Below are 15,822 nucleotides of genomic sequence, written 5' to 3'. Positions count from 1 at the left end.
GGTGCCGTGGCGGGGCGTCTCCTCGGGTGTCGAACGTTCGGGCAGTGCTGCGGTTTCTGGGGGGTGGTTGCGTTCGACACCCTGCGGGGAGCGCCCCGGCACGTCCCCTCGGGCACTCCGGGCCGTCCGGGCGGGCTGCGGGGAGCCTCCCTGCGAAACCACCGTTCTCGTGCGGGCGGGGCGAGGCAGCCTGCTTCGGCCTTGCCCTATGTCCTGTGGGGGGCCGTCAGGCCGTACGGCCTGGGTGCTCGCGGCCGTGACGCCCGCCGGGCACGCCCGCTGAGCCGACGTCGGGTATGCCCACCCCGCCCCCGTACCGGCTCGTGACACCATCGAGGGCATGGAGCAGGTGGAGAAGGCGATGTCCGGTGCGGTGTACGCCGAAGGCGACGCGGGACTCGACCTCGGCGCCTCACTGATCGCCGCCGCTCCCTGGCGCGACGCGGGCCGCGACATCCTGCGGCGCGGCGAGGAGTTCGTACGCCGGGCCTGGGAGCGCGGCTGGCAGCCCGCCGACGTGGTGCGGATCGTGCGCCGCGACCTCGACGAACGCCATGTGCGGCTGACCACCGACCTGATCGCCGCCGAGAACCGCCGGTACGCCCGGACAGCCCCCCGCTGGGAGGCGCAGCTGCGCGAACTCGAAGCCGTACGGCCCTGGTGGAAGGGTGACGACCGGTACGCCGACGAACTCGCCGCGCGGGAGCGGACGGACCGCTTCTCACTCGCCACGGCGTTCCTCGAACTGTTCCGCCTCCTCGTCCGCCTTCCCGCGATCGAGCCGGTCGGTCCGCCCCCCGGCGAGCCCGTGCACGCCCGCCCGCACGCGGCAACCCCCGACGAGCCGCGCATGCTCGGCCGCATCCGCGCGCTGCTGGCCAAGGCCGAGGGAACGGACTTCCCCGACGAGGCCGAGGCGCTCACCGCCAAGGCGCAGGAGCTGATGGCACGCCACAGCATCGACGCCGCGCTGCTGGCCGCGCAGGGGCACACCGGTGACACCCCGACGGCCTGCCGGATCGGGGTGGACGCCCCGTACGAGACGGCCAAGGCGATCCTCCTCGACGCCGCCGCCTCCGCGAACCGCTGCCGCGCGGTGTGGAACAGCGACCTGAACTTCTCCACGGTCGTCGGCTTCGAACCCGACCTGGAGTCCGTCGAGCTGCTCTACACCTCCCTCCTCGTCCAGGGCACGGCGGCGATGACCCGCGCCGAGGCGGCGCAGCGGTCGGCCGGCCGCAAGCGCACGAAGACGTTCCGCCAGGCGTTCCTGACGGCGTACGCGAGCCGGCTCGGCCAGCGCCTGTCGGAGGCGACGGGCCACGTGACCGAGGAGGCCGGCGGCTCGCTGCTGCCGGTGCTTGCGGCGCGGGACGTGGCGGTGGAGGACCGGGCGGAGCGGATGTTCCCCGCGACGACGTCCACGCGGGTACGCGGTGTCAGCGACCACGCGGGCTGGGAGCACGGCACAGCGGCCGCCGACCGCGCGAGCATGGGCCCCCGCCCCACCATCCCCCGCTGACCCGCTGACCCGCTGACCCGCTGACCCGCTGACCCGTCGCCCGCCCGGCCGGTGACTCGCTGCGCCCCGCCCGCTTGCCGATGGCCCGCTGATCTGCCCGTGACGGCCACCCGGTGGGTCCCCCGCACGACGAAGGGCCGCGGCCCCCGAGGGAGCCGCGGCCCGTTCGCCCACCCGCCGTCAGGAACCCGGCAGCTTCGGCATGTCCGAGGGGATGCCGTCCGGCAGCTTGTCGCCGGGCGCGGACTTGCGGAACGCGTCCTTGATCCCGCTGTCCCACTTCACGGTGAGCGAGTCGCCGCCGGCGCCCGGGACCGCCACGCCGGTCGTACGGTCCGCGTCGCCGTCCGCGCACTTGAGCTTGAGCGTCACCTCGGCGGCCCTGGCGACCGTCCCGGTGCAGACGTGCTCACCGGCCACCGCCGCGTCGGACCCCTGGATGATCAGCGCGATGATCTTCCCGTCGGTCGTCGCGAGCCAGGACCCGGCGACGTCCGCCGACGCCCCCCGGCCCCCGCCGGGCGGCGTACCGCCCTGACCGGCGTCACCGCCGGTGCTCGTGCCCTTGTCCCTGCCCTTGTCGCCGTCGGCGCCGCCGCCGCTGTCGCCGCTGCAACCGGTCAAGGCGAGCGCGGCGGCGACAATGGCCGCCGCGACGGTGGTACGTACGTACTCACGCACTCCGGACTCCCAGATTCGGTAGGTCAGAACGCGCCAAGCTACCAGGAGGACTTGCGCACTCCGGGGAGGAAACCGGCATGTGCCTGCTCCCGCATCCGCACCCGGGAGAGCCCGAACTTCCGTAGGTGGCCCCGGGGCCGGCCGTCCACGCTGTCGCGGTTGCGCACCCGGGTGGCGCTCGCGTCGCGCGGCTGGCGGCGCAGTTCCTCCAGGGCGGCGGCGCGTTCGGTCGCGCCCGTCCCGGGCTTGCGGAGGATGTCCTTCAGCTCGGCCCGCCGCTCGGCGTACCGCTCCACGACGGCCTTGCGCCGCTCGTTGCGCGCGATCTTGCTCTTCTTCGCCATCAGACCTTCACCCCTCGCGCGCGGATGCGGGCCACGGCCGCCTCGATGCCGATCGTGTCGATGGTCTTGACGGCCCGGGCGCTGAGCGTGAGGCGCACGTGGCGGCCCTCGCTCGCCAGCCAGTAGCGCTTGCGCTGGATGTTCGGGTCGAAGCGGCGGGAGGTGCGCCGGTGCGAGTGGGAGATGTTGTTGCCGAATCCCGGCTGGGCGCCGGTCAGCTGGCAGTGGGCGGACAAGGTGCGATCACTCCTCTTTAAAAATGGGAACCATTTCCATATACTAACCACATGGCACGCAACGAAATCCGCCCGATCATCAAGCTCAGGTCCACGGCGGGGACCGGCTACACGTACGTGACCCGCAAGAACCGCCGCAACGACCCCGACCGCATGACGCTCCGCAAGTTCGACCCGGTCGTGCGCCGGCACGTCGACTTCCGCGAAGAGCGCTGACCGGACCAGCAGCCAGACCAGAAGGGGGCATCAGTAGATGAAGCCCGGAATCCACCCGTCGTACGGCCCCGTCGTCTTCCGCGACAAGGCCGGCGGCTTCGCCTTCCTCACCCGCTCCACCATGTCCAGCGACAGGACGGTGGAGTGGGAGGACGGCCGTACGTACCCCGTCGTCGACGTCGAGATCTCCTCGCGGAGCCACCCCTTCTACACGGGCACGGCGCGTGTGCTGGACACGGCGGGCCGTGTGGAGCGCTTCGAGCGTCGCTACGGAGCGAAGTAGTGAGCGAGAAGGAGAGGCTGCCCGTCGCCATCGTCGGAGGGCTGCACTCGGACGCCCGCAAAGAGGTCGTGGAGCAGCTCCTGCGCCAGGTCCCCGGCAGCGTCGCGCTGCACCACGACCTCTCGACCGCGGCCGAGGGGACGGTACGCCGCACGGTCCGCGACGCCCTGGGCGAGAGCGCGTCGGGCGAGGCGCCGCTGGTCAACGACTGCGCGTGCTGCGCGCTGCGCGACGATCTCGTGCCCGAACTGGAGCGGCTGGCCGGCAGCGGGCTCACCCGCCTCGCGGTCGTCGAGCTGTGGGACTCCGTCGAACCCCGGGCGATGGCCGAGGTCGTCGTCGCGCACGGCGGCGGCGTCCTCGACCTGACCGCCGTCATGACGGCGGTCGACCCCGCCCTGCTCCTGCCGTACCTCGGCTGCGGCGACGACCTGTCGGAGGCCGGACTGGCCGCGGCGGCGAGCGACCGGCGGACGGTCGCGGACACCTGGGCGCGCCAGTTGGAGTACGCCCCGGTCCTCGCCGTGGTGGACAGCGAAGAGGCGGACGAGCAGGACGAGGCGCTGCTCGCGCAGCTCCACCCGACGGCCCGCCGGGTGCGCGCGGCCTCCGGCGAACTGGCCGAGGCGGCCTTCGCCGGCTTCGACGTCGAGGCGGCGGCGACCCGCCAGCATCCCGCCTGCGCGCTGCTGCCGCAGGACGCCGACGACCGGGGGGTCGGCACGCTGGTGTGGCACCGCGACCGCCCCTTCCACCCGGGGCGTCTGTACGAGGCGCTGGAGGACCTCACCTGCGCCGCCGCCCGCAGCCGCGGCCGCTTCTGGCTCGCGGACCGCCCGGACACGCTGATGGCGTGGGACGCGGCGGGGGGCGCGCTGTGCGTGGAGAGCGCCGGGCCGTGGCTGGCGTCGCTGCCGGACGCCGCGTGGGAGATGGTGCCGGCGGTGCGCCGGGCGGCGGCCGCGCTCGACTGGCACCCCGAGCACGGCGACTGCTGTCAGCACCTGGTCTTCACCTCGCCCGGTCTCGACCGGGGCGGGCTCGAAGAGCTCCTGGAGTCCTGCTTGCTGACCGACGCCGAATACGCGGCGGGGCGCGATGCGTGGAAGCGCCTGCCGTCCGCTTTCGATTCCCTTCTGGAGGCCTGATGTCCCGACCGTCCCGAGGTAAAGACCCTCGTAAGCCCCTCAAGTCCCGCCCCAATCCGCTGGACGAGGCGGGGATTACGTACATTGACTACAAGGACACCGATCTCCTGCGGAAATTCATTTCGGACCGCGGGAAGATCCGCAGCCGTCGTGTGACAAGGGTCTCGGCCCAGCAGCAGCGGCAGCTGACCCGGGCCGTGAAGAACGCCAGGGAGATGGCCCTGCTGCCGTACTCCTCGCGCTGATCCGGAGATCTGTAACCGAGGGAGCACCCCGCGTGCACGTGCATCTGCCCATGCATCAGCAAGTGAACAAAGCTATGATCCGGGGCAGTTGACATCTGCACTTTCCGGGAGCGATCTGTGCACCACGCGTACAACGGCATGGCCGCCACAGAGCTCCACGGGGTGGTCTGGCAGAAGAGCAGGCACAGCAACTCGCAGGGCTCCTGTGTGGAGTTCGCGAAATTGCCGGGTGGGAATGTGGCAGTCCGCAATTCGCGGCACCCGGACGGACCCGCCCTGGTCTACACGCCGGCCGAGATCGAGGCGATGCTGCTCGGCATCAAGGACGGCGAGTTCGACCACCTGACGGCCGGCGGCTGACCGGCTCCCCCCGGTCCGCCGCCCCGCTCCGTACGCCACTTCGCCGGTCCGTCCCCGCCGGTCTACCGCTGCTCGCTCCCGAGCCGGAACAGCGCCCACACGACCTTGCCCTTGAGCGTCCCGGCCAAGGGGTGCCACCCCCAGCTGTCGCTGAACGAGTCCACCAGGAACAGACCCCGCCCCGACTCGGCGGAGAAGTCGTCCGTCTCCCGCGCCTCCGGGCTCTCGTGACTGGGATCGCGCACGGCGCACACCAGGCGCGAGGTCCAGTGCATCAGATGCAGTCGTACGGGAGGGTCCTGGTCGCCCGCGCGCGGGGTGTCGGCCGGCAGCGCGTGCCGCAGCGCGTTGGTGACGAGCTCGGAGACGACCAGTGCCACGTCGTCGAAACACTCGCCGAGCTCCCACCGGGCCAGCGTCGACTTGGTGAACTGGCGGGCGCCGCGCACCGCGTCGTACCGGGGCGGGAGCGCGCAGGAGGCCGAGGTGGAGACCGCTGCGGGGTCGATGGGTGGAAGGCCCTGCCTTAACGGCTCGAGCATGGTCGATCCATTCGTCCCCATGCGAGGCACTCCCGGGATTCGCGGTCGTTGCGATACAGCGGTAGCGATGCGGCGGTAGTACGGCGACAGCACGAAAAAGCATGCAGGTGCGCGCGGACCATGGTTCCGAATGCGTACGGCAGATGCAAGGGCAGATGCACGTGCACGCGCCGGACGTGTCCGGACCCATGGCGTTTCTTGCTCATTTCTTCCCTGGGTATCTTTCGGTGACTTGTACAGCTCTTGCCATTTCCGTAATCGGATGAGTACGGGCTGAAGCGTTTTAGTGGCAGACTGCGGCTCTCGGGCACCTGGGGGAGGTCGCTCCGCGAGTGAACTGTCGGACTGGGGAGGGCTGGAGAAGTGACCGCAGGCGAGTCGAGCGGCTCCGTGGTGCGGCGCATCCTGCTGGGGTCGCAGCTCAGGCGGCTGCGCGAATCGCGCGGGGTCACCCGGGAAGCGGCCGGCTACTCGATCCGCGCATCCGAATCGAAGATCAGCCGCATGGAGTTGGGACGGGTGAGCTTCAAGGCCAGGGACGTCGAGGACCTGCTCACGCTCTACGGCGTCACGGACCAGGCCGAGCGCGAGTCGCTGCTGAGCCTGGCCCGGGAGGCCAACGTGGCGGGCTGGTGGCACAGTTACGGCGATGTGCTGCCCGGCTGGTTCCAGACGTACATCGGACTCGAAGGCGCCGCCTCCCTCATCCGGATCTACGAAGTCCAGTTCGTGCACGGGCTGTTGCAGACGGAGAGCTACGCACACGCCGTCGTCTCCCGCGGCATGCCGCACGCGAGCGCGGCCGAGATCGACCGCCGGGTGGCCCTGCGCCTGGAACGCCAGAAGGTCCTCGTCTCCGAGCGCGCGCCGCACTTCCACGCCGTCCTGGACGAGGCGGCGCTGCGCCGCCCGTACGGCGACCGGGCCGTGATGCGCGGGCAGCTCCAGCACCTCATCGAGGTGTCCGAGCAGCCGAACATCACGCTCCAGGTGATGCCCTTCAGCTTCGGCGGGCACGCCGGCGAGAGCGGCGCCTTCACGATGCTCCAGTTCCCGGAGTCGGACCTCTCGGACCTGGTCTACCTGGAGCAGCTGACGAGCGCGCTCTATCTGGACAAGCGCGAGGAGGTCGCCCAGTACCAGAGGGTGATGGAGCGGCTCCAGAAGGACAGCCCGAGTGCGGCCGAGACCCGGGATGTGCTCCGCGGTCTACTCCAACTCACATAACCGGCCAGTAGGATGACGTTTTATCAGGAGTCCGCACCTGCACACCTTGCAGTAAGGGATCGCATGTCCTTCTTCACCGACCTGGCCCACCAGTACATCGACGGCGAGTGGCGGACCGGCAGCGGCTCGTGGGACATCATCGACTTCAACCCGTACAACGGGGAGAAGCTCGCGGCGATCACCGTCGCCTCGGTGGACGAGGTCGACCAGGCGTATCTCGCGGCGGAGCGCGCGCAGCCGGCCTGGGCCGGGGCGAGCGCGTACCGCAGGAGGGACGTCCTCGAACGGGCCCTGCGGATCACGCAGGACCGCGAGGACGAGATCGTCGAGGCGATCATCGACGAGCTCGGCGGCACGCGGCTGAAGGCGGCGTACGAGGTCCACCTGGCCAAGGAGTTCCTGCGCGAGGCGATGCAGACCGCCGTGCGGCCCGAGGGGCGCATCCTGCCCTCGCCGGTGGAGGGCAAGGAGAACCGCGTCTACCGGCTGCCGGTCGGCGTCGTCGGCGTCATCAGCCCCTTCAACTTCCCGTTCCTCGTGACGATCAAGTCCGTCGCCCCCGCCCTCGCGCTGGGCAACGCCGTCGTCATCAAGCCGAACCAGAACACCCCCGTCGTCGGCGGCGGGCTCATAGCCAAGATCTTCGAGGACGCCGGGCTGCCCGCCGGACTGCTGAACGTGCTGGTCACCGACATCGCCGAGATCGGTGACGCGCTGATAGAGCACCGGGTGCCGAAGGTGATCTCCTTCGCCGGCTCCGACAAGGTGGGCCGGCACGTCGCCGCCGTCGCCGCGAGCCACTTCAAGCGCGCGGTGCTGGAGCTGAGCGGCAACAGCGCGCTCGTCGTGCTCGACGACGCGGACGTCGACTACGCCGTGGACGCCGCGGTCTTCAGCCGCTTCGTGTACCAGGGGCAGGTCTGCATGGCCGCCAACCGCATCCTGGTCGACCGGTCCGTCGAGGCGGAGTTCACGGAGAAGTTCGTCGCGAAGGTGCGCTCCTTGGTCACCGGCGACCCGGCCGACCCCGGGACCCACATCGGCCCGGTCATCAACACGTTCCAGGCGGAATCCCTGACGGCGCTCGTCGACCAGGCGCTCGCGGAGGGCGCGACGGCCCTCGTGCAGGGCGCTGTGCGCGGCAACCTCGTGGAGCCGACCGTACTGAGCGGGCTGCCCGCCGACTCCGCTGTCCTCACGCAGGAGATCTTCGGCCCCGTGGTGCTGCTGATCCCCTTCGACGGCGAGGAAGAGGCCGTACGGATGGCCAACGACAGCCAGTACGGGCTGAGCGGGGCGGTCCACACGGGGAACCTGGAGCGCGGCGTCCGGTTCGCCAAGCGGGTCGAGACCGGCATGATCCACGTCAACGACTCGACCGTCCAGGACGAGCCGCAGGTGGCCTTCGGCGGCGAGAAGCTGTCGGGCATCGGGCGGCTCAACGGCGACTCGGCGGTGGAGGCGTTCACCACGCAGAAGTGGATCTCCGTGCAGCACGGGCGTACCGACTTCCCGTTCTGATCCGCCCCTCTCCGCCCCTCTCCGCCCCTCTCCGCCACTTGAGGACGGAAGCTGTCCGCAAGGGTTCGTAGCGTGTGTTCTGTCAGTTCGACGAGGGCAGGACCACGAGAGGCGGACGTCATGGTCGTACACGTGAACGCGGAGACCCCGGGCGACGAGCGCGGTGCGCTGCTGGCCTTCCTCGACGCGGAGCGCGGCGGGGTCCGCAGGGCGCTGATCGGCCTGACCGACGAGCAGGCCGCCACCACGCCCAGCGCGAGCGACCTCTCCCTGTCCGGGCTCCTCAAGCACGTCTCCGAGGTCGAGGAGGGCTGGCTGGCGCGAGCACGCCAGGTGGCGCCGGAGGTGCGGCGGACCGAGGCGGACTGGGGCGACAGCTTCCGGCTGACCGGCGACGAGACGGTGGAGAGCCGGCTGGCGTACTGGGCACGGGTCGCGCGGAGGACCGAGGAGTTCGTCCGGTCGCTGCCCAGCCTCGACGAGACCTTCCCGCTGCCGGACGAGCCGTGGTTTCCGGACAGTGAGCGGGTGTCGATGCGCTGGCTGCTGCTGCGGCTGATCACGGAGATGTCCCGCCACTCCGGTCACGCCGACATCATCCGCGAGAGTCTGGACGGCAGGACGGCGTTCGAGCTGGTGGCCCTGGAGCGCGGCGTACCGGCGGGCTGAGAAATTGGCCGGCTCCGGGGGGAACCCCGCCGCGGTCCCCGGTGTATCAGAGGGTGAGGCGGTCCCGCCCGTGGACCGCGCGGCCCGCGAGACCGGGGGGTTCGATGCGGAAGCGGAGCGCACGGGGCGGGGTGCGGACGAGCGCGGTGCTCGCCGCGCTCTCGGTGCTGACGACGCTGGGCGCGCTGCTGGCGGCGTGCGACACCGAGGAGCGCGCCCGGGACCGCGGGGCGGCGCCGCAGCCGCGCACGCTCCCGCCCGCGCCTGCCGTGCCGTCGGGCCGCGAACTGCCCGGCTCGGCGCACATGGCGGGGTTCGCGGCGGACGGCAGCGGCTTCGTGCTGCTCGCGAAGTGCGTGGGGGACGCGGAACGGCCCGAGAACGGGTTCTGCCGTCAGTACGTGGCGGTGCGGGACCGGGGCGCGCCCCAGTGGCGGCTGCGCGACTCGCCGCTGGGCGAGCGGCGCGGAACGGACGGCGTGTCGGCGGACCTGAGGGTCCTGGGCCCGGGCCGCGCATGGGTGCACGCGGGCCTGGCGGAGGACCGGCACCGCAGCTGGTTCACGTCGGACGGCGGCCGGTCCTGGCAGGCCCGTGACGTGCGGCGCGCGGGGACGGTGGCGTCGATCCCGGTGGGCGCCGCGCTCTCGGCGTACTGCGGCTACCCGTCCGCCCCCGACGGCTCGGCGTGCGCCCGGGACCGGCTGATGGTGCTGTCCCCGGCCGACGGCAGACTCCATGAGCTGACGTCCCGCCCGCCGCTCGCCGGGCGCCTGGGTCCCGCGACGTACGCCGAGCCCGACGGCTCGTGGTGGGTCTCCGGCCGCGACCCCGGCAGCGGCGCCCCTGCGGTGGCCGTGTCCCGCGACGCGGGCCGCACGTGGACGGCGGGCGTGCTCGACAGCCCGGCGCGCACGCCGGGCCGGGACGTACGGGTCTCGGTGGGCGACGGCGTCGTCTACGCGGCCGAGACGGGGGAGTTGCCGGCCGGCGAGCCGGTCCTCAACCCCGTACGGGCCGTCCACCGCAGCCGGGACGGCGGCCGCACCTGGGAGCGGACCTGGACGACGGGCGCCCGGCGGGAGCCGCGCACGCTGCTGGGCGTACTGGTCCCGGGCGCCGGCGACGATCTGCGCCTGTCCGCCGAGAGCGGCCAGTACACCAGCCGGGACGGCGGCCGTACCTTCGGCCGGACGCCCGGCGGACCGGTTTCCGGCCACGTCTCGACGGTGGGCGCGGGCCGTCTGGTGAGCGGGGGCGGCTGCGACTACCGGCTGTCCGCCGATGGAGTGCGGTGGGACGCGTTCACCCTGAGCACCTGCGAGGACTGAACCGGTGCGGGGCCCGGGCTGTGAGGGCTCCCCCTCAGTGGTGGAAGGAGGTCGCGGCGGACGCGTCGCGGGTCGCCGGGCCGGACTGCGCGCGCAGCTCCGGCAGCACCTGCTCGAAGCTCTCCACCAGCAGATCTGCCAGATCCGCCGAGAAACCGTTGCGGCACACGACCCGCAGCACGGCGAGGTCCTCCCGGTTCTCGGGGAAGGTGTACGCCGGCACCAGCCACCCCCGCTCCCGCAGCCGCCGCGACACGTCGAAGACGTCGAAGTTCCGTACGCCGGGCGCGGTGGTGAAGGCGAACACCGGCAACTCGTCTCCCGCGGAGAGGAGTCGGAAGTCGTCCATCCCCCCGATGCGCCCGGCGAGCCCCCGGGCCACGTCCCTCGACGCCTGCTGCACGGCCCGGTACCCGTCCCGGCCGAGCCGCAGGAACGTGTAGTACTGCGCGACCACCTGGGCCCCGGGGCGGGAGAAGTTGAGGGCGAAGGTCGGCATGTCGCCGCCCAGGTAGTTGACCCGGAAGACCAGTTCCTCGGGGAGTTCGGCGGGGGAGCGCCACAGCGCCCAGCCCACCCCCGGATAGACCAGTCCGTACTTGTGCCCGGAGGTGTTGACGGAGGAGACCCTCGGCAGCCGGAAGTCCCACACGAGGTCCTCGTCGAGGAAGGGGGCGATCATCGCGCCGGACGCCCCGTCCACGTGCACGGGCACGTCGAGGCCCGTGCGCTCCTGGAGGCCGTCCAGGGCCGCGCAGATGTCGGCGACCGGTTCGTACGAGCCGTCGAAGGTGGAACCGAGGACGGCGACCACGCCGATGGTGTTCTCGTCGCAGAGGGCCGCGGCGGCCTGCGGGTCGAGGTGGAAACGGTCGCCCTCCATGGGGACCTGGCGCGCCTCGACCTCCCAGAAGTTGCAGAACTTGTCCCAGCACACCTGGACGTTCACGCCCATCACGAGGTTGGGCCGGGCCGCACCCGGGTACCGGTCGGCGTTCCTGCGCGCCCAGCGGCGCTTGAGCGCCATCCCGGCGAGCATGCACGCCTCGCTGGAGCCGGTGGTCGAGCACCCCACGGCCGCCGAGGGGTCCGGTGCGTGCCACAGATCGGCCAGCATGGTCACGCAGCGGCGCTCCAGCTCGGCGGTGCGCGGGTACTCGTCCTTGTCGATCATGTTCTTGTCCCGGCACTCGCTCATCAGCACACCCGCCTGCGGTTCCATCCAGGTGGTGACGAAGGTGGCCAGGTTGAGCCGGGAGTTGCCGTCGAGCATCAGCTCGTCGTGCACGAGCTGGTACGCCGTCGTGGGCGCCATGGGCCCGTCCGGCAGCCGGTGCCGGGGCGGAGCGGCCTCCATGCCGCCGACCGGGTCGGCGGCGCCGTAGAAGGGGTTGAGGGCGAGCTCGCGGTGGCGCTCGCTGTCCCGGCCCGTACCGCCTCGGTGAAGTGCCATGCGCTCACCATAAGGGTGCATAACGGGGCATAGCACTCCAGTGGCGGCGGCTTGCACCTCACGTGGCGTGAGGCGTCAGGCTGCGACGTGTACCGACAAAGGAAGGAGCGGAAGGCGATGAGCTACTCCGTGGGACAGGTCGCCGGATTCGCCGGAGTGACGGTGCGCACCCTGCACCACTACGACGAGATCGGGCTGCTCTCCCCGGGCGGCCGCAGCCGTGCGGGTCACCGGCGCTATGACGACGCCGACCTCGACCGGTTGCAGCAGATCCTGTTCTACCGGGAGCTCGGCTTTCCGCTCGACGAGGTGGCGGCCCTCCTCGACGACCCGGACGCGGACCCGCGGGAGCACCTGCGGCGCCGGCACGGACTGCTGTCCGCCCGGATCGCGAAGCTTCAGGAGATGGCGGCCGCCGTCGAAACCGCCTTGGAGGCAAGGAAGATGGGCATCAATCTCACCCCGCGGGAGAAGTTCGAGGTCTTCGGGGACCACGACCCCGAGCAGTACGCCGAGGAGGTCGGGCGGCGCTGGGGCGACAGCGCGGCGTACGAGGAGTCCCGGCGCCGGAGCGCCTCGTACACCAAGGAGGACTGGCAGCGCGTCAAGGCGGAGGGCGAGCGGAACACCGCCCGCCTGGTCGCCGCCATGGAGGACGGCGCGGCGCCGGACTCGGCGCGCGCCATGGACCTCGCGGAGGAGCACCGGTCCTGGATCAGCCGCAACCACTACGACTGCGGCTACGACATGCACGTGCGCCTGGCCGAGATGTACGTCGCCGACGAGCGCTTCACCACGTCCATCGACGCGGCGAAGCCGGGCCTTGCCGCGTACCTGCGCGAGGCGATCCTGGCCAACGCGGCCCGCCACGCGTAAGCACGCAGCGGCGGCCGGCCGTCCGGTCCGTACGCCCAGTGGTCCGGTACGGCTCCGGAAGGCGCCCCGGAGCCGTACCGGACCCGCCGGTCACTCCTTGGCGAGGACGACCGCCGTGCCGTACGCGCACACCTCGGTGCCCACGTCGGCCGCGTCGGTCACGTCGAAACGCATCATCAGCACGCCGTTCGCGCCCCGCGCCCTGGCCTGCTCGACGAGCCGCTCCATCGCCTGGTTGCGGGTCTCCACGAGCGTCTTGGTGAGCCCCTTGAGCTCGCCGCCGATCATCGACTTCAGCCCGGCGCCGATCTGGCTCCCCAGGTGCCGTGAGCGCACCGTCAGGCCGAAGACCTCACCGATCACGCGCTCCACCCGGTACCCGGGCGCGTCGTTCGTGGTCACCACCAGCACATCGGACTGGGTGCCCTGCCCGCCGCCGTAATCCTCGATGCCCATCCGCATCCACCTCCTGCCGGACAGCTTGGCCGCAGTCCGGCCCCTTCGCATCCTCTAGGGCCGACTGGAACCGAGAGCACACCAGTGGCGTTGATAGCTTTGGGCAGCACACCCGCTGACGACGACCCCACCCAGGAGCCCGGTACCCGTGAATACGATTGCGCTCGGACCCTCCTGGCTGGATCCCGACTACCTCCTGGAGCAGTTCGGCCTGATCGGCCTGCTGGTCATCGTCTTCGCCGAGTCCGGCCTGCTCATCGGCTTCTTCCTGCCGGGCGACTCGCTGCTGTTCACCACCGGCCTGCTGGTGACCACGGGCGTGCTGGACACCCCGCTGTGGCTGGTCTGCACCCTGGTCGTCCTCGCGGCGATCCTCGGCGACCAGGTCGGCTACCTCTTCGGCCGCAAGGTCGGACCGGCCCTGTTCAAGCGCCCCGACTCCAGACTCTTCAAACAGGAGAACGTCGAGAAGGCCCACGACTTCTTCGAGAAGTACGGCCCCAAGTCGCTGGTGCTGGCCCGCTTCGTGCCGATCGTCCGCACCTTCACGCCGATCATCGCCGGCGTGAGCCGGATGAACTACCGCTCGTTCATCACGTTCAACATCATCGGTGGTGTGCTGTGGGGAGCCGGCGTCACGCTGCTCGGCGCCTCGCTCGGCAAGATCGAGTTCGTGCACAAGCACATCGAGGCGATCCTGATCCTGATCGTGCTGATCTCGGTCCTCCCGATCGTCATCGAGTTCCTGCGCGCCCGCGGCAAGAACAAGAAGGCACGGGCCGCCGGCGGCGACCACCCCGACGGCACGCCCCCGTCCTCGCGCGGCCGCCACGCCAAGCGCTGACGGGGCGGGCCCGGCGGGGGCCGGGCCGGACAGACCCTAGAAGCCGCGCGTCCGCTTGGCCGCGCGGCGGCTCGCCCCCCGGCCGGCTCCCGGCATCTTCAGGAAGAGCCGGGAGATCTCGCCGCCGAGGTTCACCCCGATGGCGATGGCCAGCGACAGCGCCGCCGCCGTCGACAGCGACGCGAGCCCCTGGTTCAGGTCGTTCTGCGCGATGCCGAGCAGTCCGAAGTACGTCGAGGAACCCGGCAGCAGCGGTCCGATCGCCGCCGTGACGTACGGCAGCGCCGACGCGTACTGGTAGCGCGAGAACAGCTGCCCGAAGAGGCCCACGAGGCCGGCCGCGACGGCCGTCGAGGCCACCGCGGAGATCTCGCCGACGTCGTGCATCGCGCCGTACACGATCCAGGCCACTCCGCCGTTCAGCGTCACCATCAGCACGGTGTTGCGCTGCTGCTGGAGCAGGATCGCGAAGGCGAAGCAGAGCAGCATCGACGCCAGGATCTGCGTCACCGGGCGCTCGACGGTCTCCAGCGCCGTGGCCGCGTGCAGCTCGGCGTCCAGCTGCACGCCCAGGTAGAGCACCACCAGCACGCCGATGACGATCGCGATGAAGAAGTACATGACTTCGAGCAGCCGCGCCGACGCGGTGATGTAGTAGCCGGTCAGGCCGTCCTGGACGCCCGCGACCAGGGCCCGCCCCGGCAGCAGGGCGAACAGCCCACCGGTGATCACGGCCGACGGCCGCACGTCCCACATCGTCGTCGTGGGGGCCAGGGTGAGCGCCACCCCTATCGCGGCGGGCGGCATCGCCGCCACCAGGAACTGGTAGAACTCCGGCAGCCCGCGCCCCGCGCACAGCCACGCCAGCCGGTCGCCGAGCATCGCTCCGATCGCGGCGGCGAGGAACACCACCGGACCACCGCCGACCAGCACGGAGGCCGCCCCGGCCAGCAGCCCGCTGGAGGCCGTCAGCGCCCAGCCGGGGTACGGGTGCCGGTTGCGGCGTATCTCCGCGAGCGTGCGGTACGCCTCCTCCAGCGTCACGTCGGTGTCCGGCGACGTGATGTCGTCGATCAGGTGGTAGACCGCCGCCAGCCGCGTGTAGTCGGTGCCCCGGCGGCGCACGGTCCTGCTCGCCGTGACCGGGTCCTCGACCAGCGAGGGCTGGTACGAGATCGACAGCAGCGTGAACGTCACGTTCGGCTCGCAGCGGTCGAGGCCGTACGCCCGGCTCACACCGAACATGGCCGCCTCGACGTCCTCGGCCCCCTCGCCGCCCGCGAGCAGCAGCTCGCCGATACGCAGCGTCAGGTCCAGCACGCGCGGCACGGCGGGCCCGGAGTCGTCGTGCCGCTGCACCGGCTCCGGCACCGGCCGGTCGCCCACCGGCATCCGCAGCAGCGTGCGCATCCGGTCCTGCCAGGGCGCCTCCTTGGTCAGCCTGACCATGGGCACCCCGTGGGCCGGGGTGAAGGCGGGCGGCGCGTTGCGGGCGCTGTAGGTGCTCGGGGTGTCGAAGGCCGACACCTCGCGCGGGACGGGGTGTTCGCCCGTGGTCAGCCCTTCCGGGAGGGCGAACTCCGAGGTGGGGCTGTCCTCCTCCGGAGGTTCCGGCTGCTCCACCCCGGCCGGCGGAGTGAAGGCGCTGCGCGCCTCGTCCGACTGCGGCTTGCGGTCCTCGGGGCCCTCACTGTCGGCCCCGCTGCCGCCGCGCTTCGGCTCCGCCACTACTTGCCTCGCTTCGATTCCTTGATCCAGTACGGTCGTATGCCCAACCCATGGCCAGACATGCCCAGTATGCGGACGGACGCCTTCCCCTTGTGCGTCGCTCAACACGCGGCGGGCGGTGCACCCCCATTGGGGTGCAC

Annotated in this window: 19 protein-coding genes; 12 read left to right on the top strand and 7 right to left on the bottom strand. The window is 71.5% G+C overall.

Annotated elements, in window-relative coordinates; all coding sequences use genetic code 11:
• The first annotated feature begins 340 nt into the window (after nt 1-340).
• A complete protein-coding gene (locus ACWGH0_RS33335; RefSeq protein WP_453408013.1) occupies nt 341-1,522 on the top strand; it encodes a DUF2786 domain-containing protein in 1,182 nt (393 codons plus the stop codon).
• A gap of 180 nt (nt 1,523-1,702) precedes the next feature.
• Here ACWGH0_RS33335 and ACWGH0_RS33330 read toward each other — a convergent pair whose 3' ends face one another.
• Genes ACWGH0_RS33330 through rpmB form a run of 3 tightly spaced genes read right to left on the bottom strand, consistent with a single transcriptional unit; the run spans nt 1,703 to nt 2,783 of the window.
• Nucleotides 1,703-2,203 carry a hypothetical protein gene (locus tag ACWGH0_RS33330; protein WP_453408012.1) on the bottom strand — a complete coding sequence of 167 codons (501 nt, stop codon included), beginning with the start codon at nt 2,201-2,203 and terminating at the stop codon, nt 1,703-1,705.
• A 38-nt stretch (nt 2,204-2,241) separates the two neighbouring features.
• Entirely contained in the window at nt 2,242-2,547 is a 306-nt protein-coding gene (rpsN, locus tag ACWGH0_RS33325) for a 30S ribosomal protein S14 (RefSeq protein ID WP_453408011.1), read from the bottom strand.
• Complete coding sequence (rpmB, locus tag ACWGH0_RS33320; protein ID WP_453408010.1) at nt 2,547-2,783, bottom strand: 50S ribosomal protein L28; 237 nt, start codon at nt 2,781-2,783, stop codon at nt 2,547-2,549. The genes rpsN and rpmB overlap by 1 nt, the downstream gene beginning before the upstream one ends.
• Nucleotides 2,784-2,834: 51 nt before the next feature.
• Between rpmB and rpmG the strand changes: the two genes are divergently transcribed.
• The 5 genes from rpmG to ACWGH0_RS33295 all read left to right on the top strand — a co-directional run bounded on the left by rpmG (nt 2,835) and on the right by ACWGH0_RS33295 (nt 5,035).
• The gene (gene rpmG, locus ACWGH0_RS33315) at nt 2,835-2,999 is read left to right on the top strand and encodes a 50S ribosomal protein L33 (protein ID WP_450260721.1); all 165 of its coding nucleotides are present in this window, start codon (nt 2,835-2,837) and stop codon (nt 2,997-2,999) included.
• Between the two features lie 37 nt (nt 3,000-3,036).
• Complete coding sequence (locus ACWGH0_RS33310) at nt 3,037-3,282, top strand: type B 50S ribosomal protein L31 (RefSeq protein WP_453408009.1); 246 nt, start codon at nt 3,037-3,039, stop codon at nt 3,280-3,282.
• Complete coding sequence (locus ACWGH0_RS33305; RefSeq protein ID WP_453408008.1) at nt 3,282-4,430, top strand: CobW family GTP-binding protein; 1,149 nt, start codon at nt 3,282-3,284, stop codon at nt 4,428-4,430. The genes ACWGH0_RS33310 and ACWGH0_RS33305 overlap by 1 nt, the downstream gene beginning before the upstream one ends.
• A complete protein-coding gene (rpsR, locus tag ACWGH0_RS33300; RefSeq protein ID WP_138898867.1) occupies nt 4,430-4,675 on the top strand; it encodes a 30S ribosomal protein S18 in 246 nt (81 codons plus the stop codon). The genes ACWGH0_RS33305 and rpsR overlap by 1 nt, the downstream gene beginning before the upstream one ends.
• 117 nt (nt 4,676-4,792) lie before the next feature.
• Entirely contained in the window at nt 4,793-5,035 is a 243-nt protein-coding gene (locus tag ACWGH0_RS33295; RefSeq protein ID WP_189715548.1) for a DUF397 domain-containing protein, read from the top strand.
• A 62-nt stretch (nt 5,036-5,097) separates the two neighbouring features.
• Here ACWGH0_RS33295 and ACWGH0_RS33290 read toward each other — a convergent pair whose 3' ends face one another.
• Nucleotides 5,098-5,598 carry an ATP-binding protein gene (locus tag ACWGH0_RS33290; protein WP_453408007.1) on the bottom strand — a complete coding sequence of 167 codons (501 nt, stop codon included), beginning with the start codon at nt 5,596-5,598 and terminating at the stop codon, nt 5,098-5,100.
• Nucleotides 5,599-5,940: 342 nt separating this feature from the next.
• Here ACWGH0_RS33290 and ACWGH0_RS33285 point away from each other — a divergent pair, with 342 nt between their 5' ends.
• The 4 genes from ACWGH0_RS33285 (at nt 5,941) to ACWGH0_RS33270 (ending at nt 10,325) form a co-directional block, all read left to right on the top strand.
• The gene (locus tag ACWGH0_RS33285) at nt 5,941-6,804 is read left to right on the top strand and encodes a helix-turn-helix domain-containing protein (protein ID WP_453408006.1); all 864 of its coding nucleotides are present in this window, start codon (nt 5,941-5,943) and stop codon (nt 6,802-6,804) included.
• Between the two features lie 63 nt (nt 6,805-6,867).
• Entirely contained in the window at nt 6,868-8,325 is a 1,458-nt protein-coding gene (locus tag ACWGH0_RS33280; RefSeq protein ID WP_453408005.1) for an aldehyde dehydrogenase family protein, read from the top strand.
• A 120-nt stretch (nt 8,326-8,445) separates the two neighbouring features.
• Entirely contained in the window at nt 8,446-8,994 is a 549-nt protein-coding gene (locus tag ACWGH0_RS33275) for a DinB family protein (protein WP_453408004.1), read from the top strand.
• Nucleotides 8,995-9,098: 104 nt separating this feature from the next.
• Nucleotides 9,099-10,325, top strand: coding sequence for a WD40/YVTN/BNR-like repeat-containing protein (locus ACWGH0_RS33270; RefSeq protein ID WP_453408003.1), 1,227 nt, complete (start codon nt 9,099-9,101; stop codon nt 10,323-10,325).
• 34 nt (nt 10,326-10,359) lie between these two features.
• Here ACWGH0_RS33270 and ACWGH0_RS33265 read toward each other — a convergent pair whose 3' ends face one another.
• Nucleotides 10,360-11,778, bottom strand: coding sequence for a glutamate decarboxylase (locus ACWGH0_RS33265; protein ID WP_453408002.1), 1,419 nt, complete (start codon nt 11,776-11,778; stop codon nt 10,360-10,362).
• 117 nt (nt 11,779-11,895) lie between these two features.
• Here ACWGH0_RS33265 and ACWGH0_RS33260 point away from each other — a divergent pair, with 117 nt between their 5' ends.
• Nucleotides 11,896-12,654, top strand: coding sequence for a MerR family transcriptional regulator (locus tag ACWGH0_RS33260; RefSeq protein ID WP_453408001.1), 759 nt, complete (start codon nt 11,896-11,898; stop codon nt 12,652-12,654).
• A 90-nt stretch (nt 12,655-12,744) separates the two neighbouring features.
• Here the strand turns inward: ACWGH0_RS33260 and ACWGH0_RS33255 are convergent, their stop codons facing one another.
• Complete coding sequence (locus tag ACWGH0_RS33255; RefSeq protein WP_138897146.1) at nt 12,745-13,110, bottom strand: YbjQ family protein; 366 nt, start codon at nt 13,108-13,110, stop codon at nt 12,745-12,747.
• 148 nt (nt 13,111-13,258) lie between these two features.
• Here ACWGH0_RS33255 and ACWGH0_RS33250 point away from each other — a divergent pair, with 148 nt between their 5' ends.
• On the top strand, nt 13,259-13,954 hold the full coding sequence (locus ACWGH0_RS33250; RefSeq protein ID WP_453408000.1) for a DedA family protein: 696 nt from the start codon (nt 13,259-13,261) through the stop codon (nt 13,952-13,954).
• Nucleotides 13,955-13,990: 36 nt separating this feature from the next.
• Here the strand turns inward: ACWGH0_RS33250 and ACWGH0_RS33245 are convergent, their stop codons facing one another.
• A complete protein-coding gene (locus tag ACWGH0_RS33245) occupies nt 13,991-15,682 on the bottom strand; it encodes a threonine/serine ThrE exporter family protein (RefSeq protein WP_453407999.1) in 1,692 nt (563 codons plus the stop codon).
• Between the last annotated feature and the right edge of the window lie 140 nt (nt 15,683-15,822).

Source organism: Streptomyces sp. NPDC054887, assembly GCF_053610585.1.
Note: the sequence above shows the minus strand (reverse complement) of the source record. Positions and strands in the feature narration are given on the sequence as shown.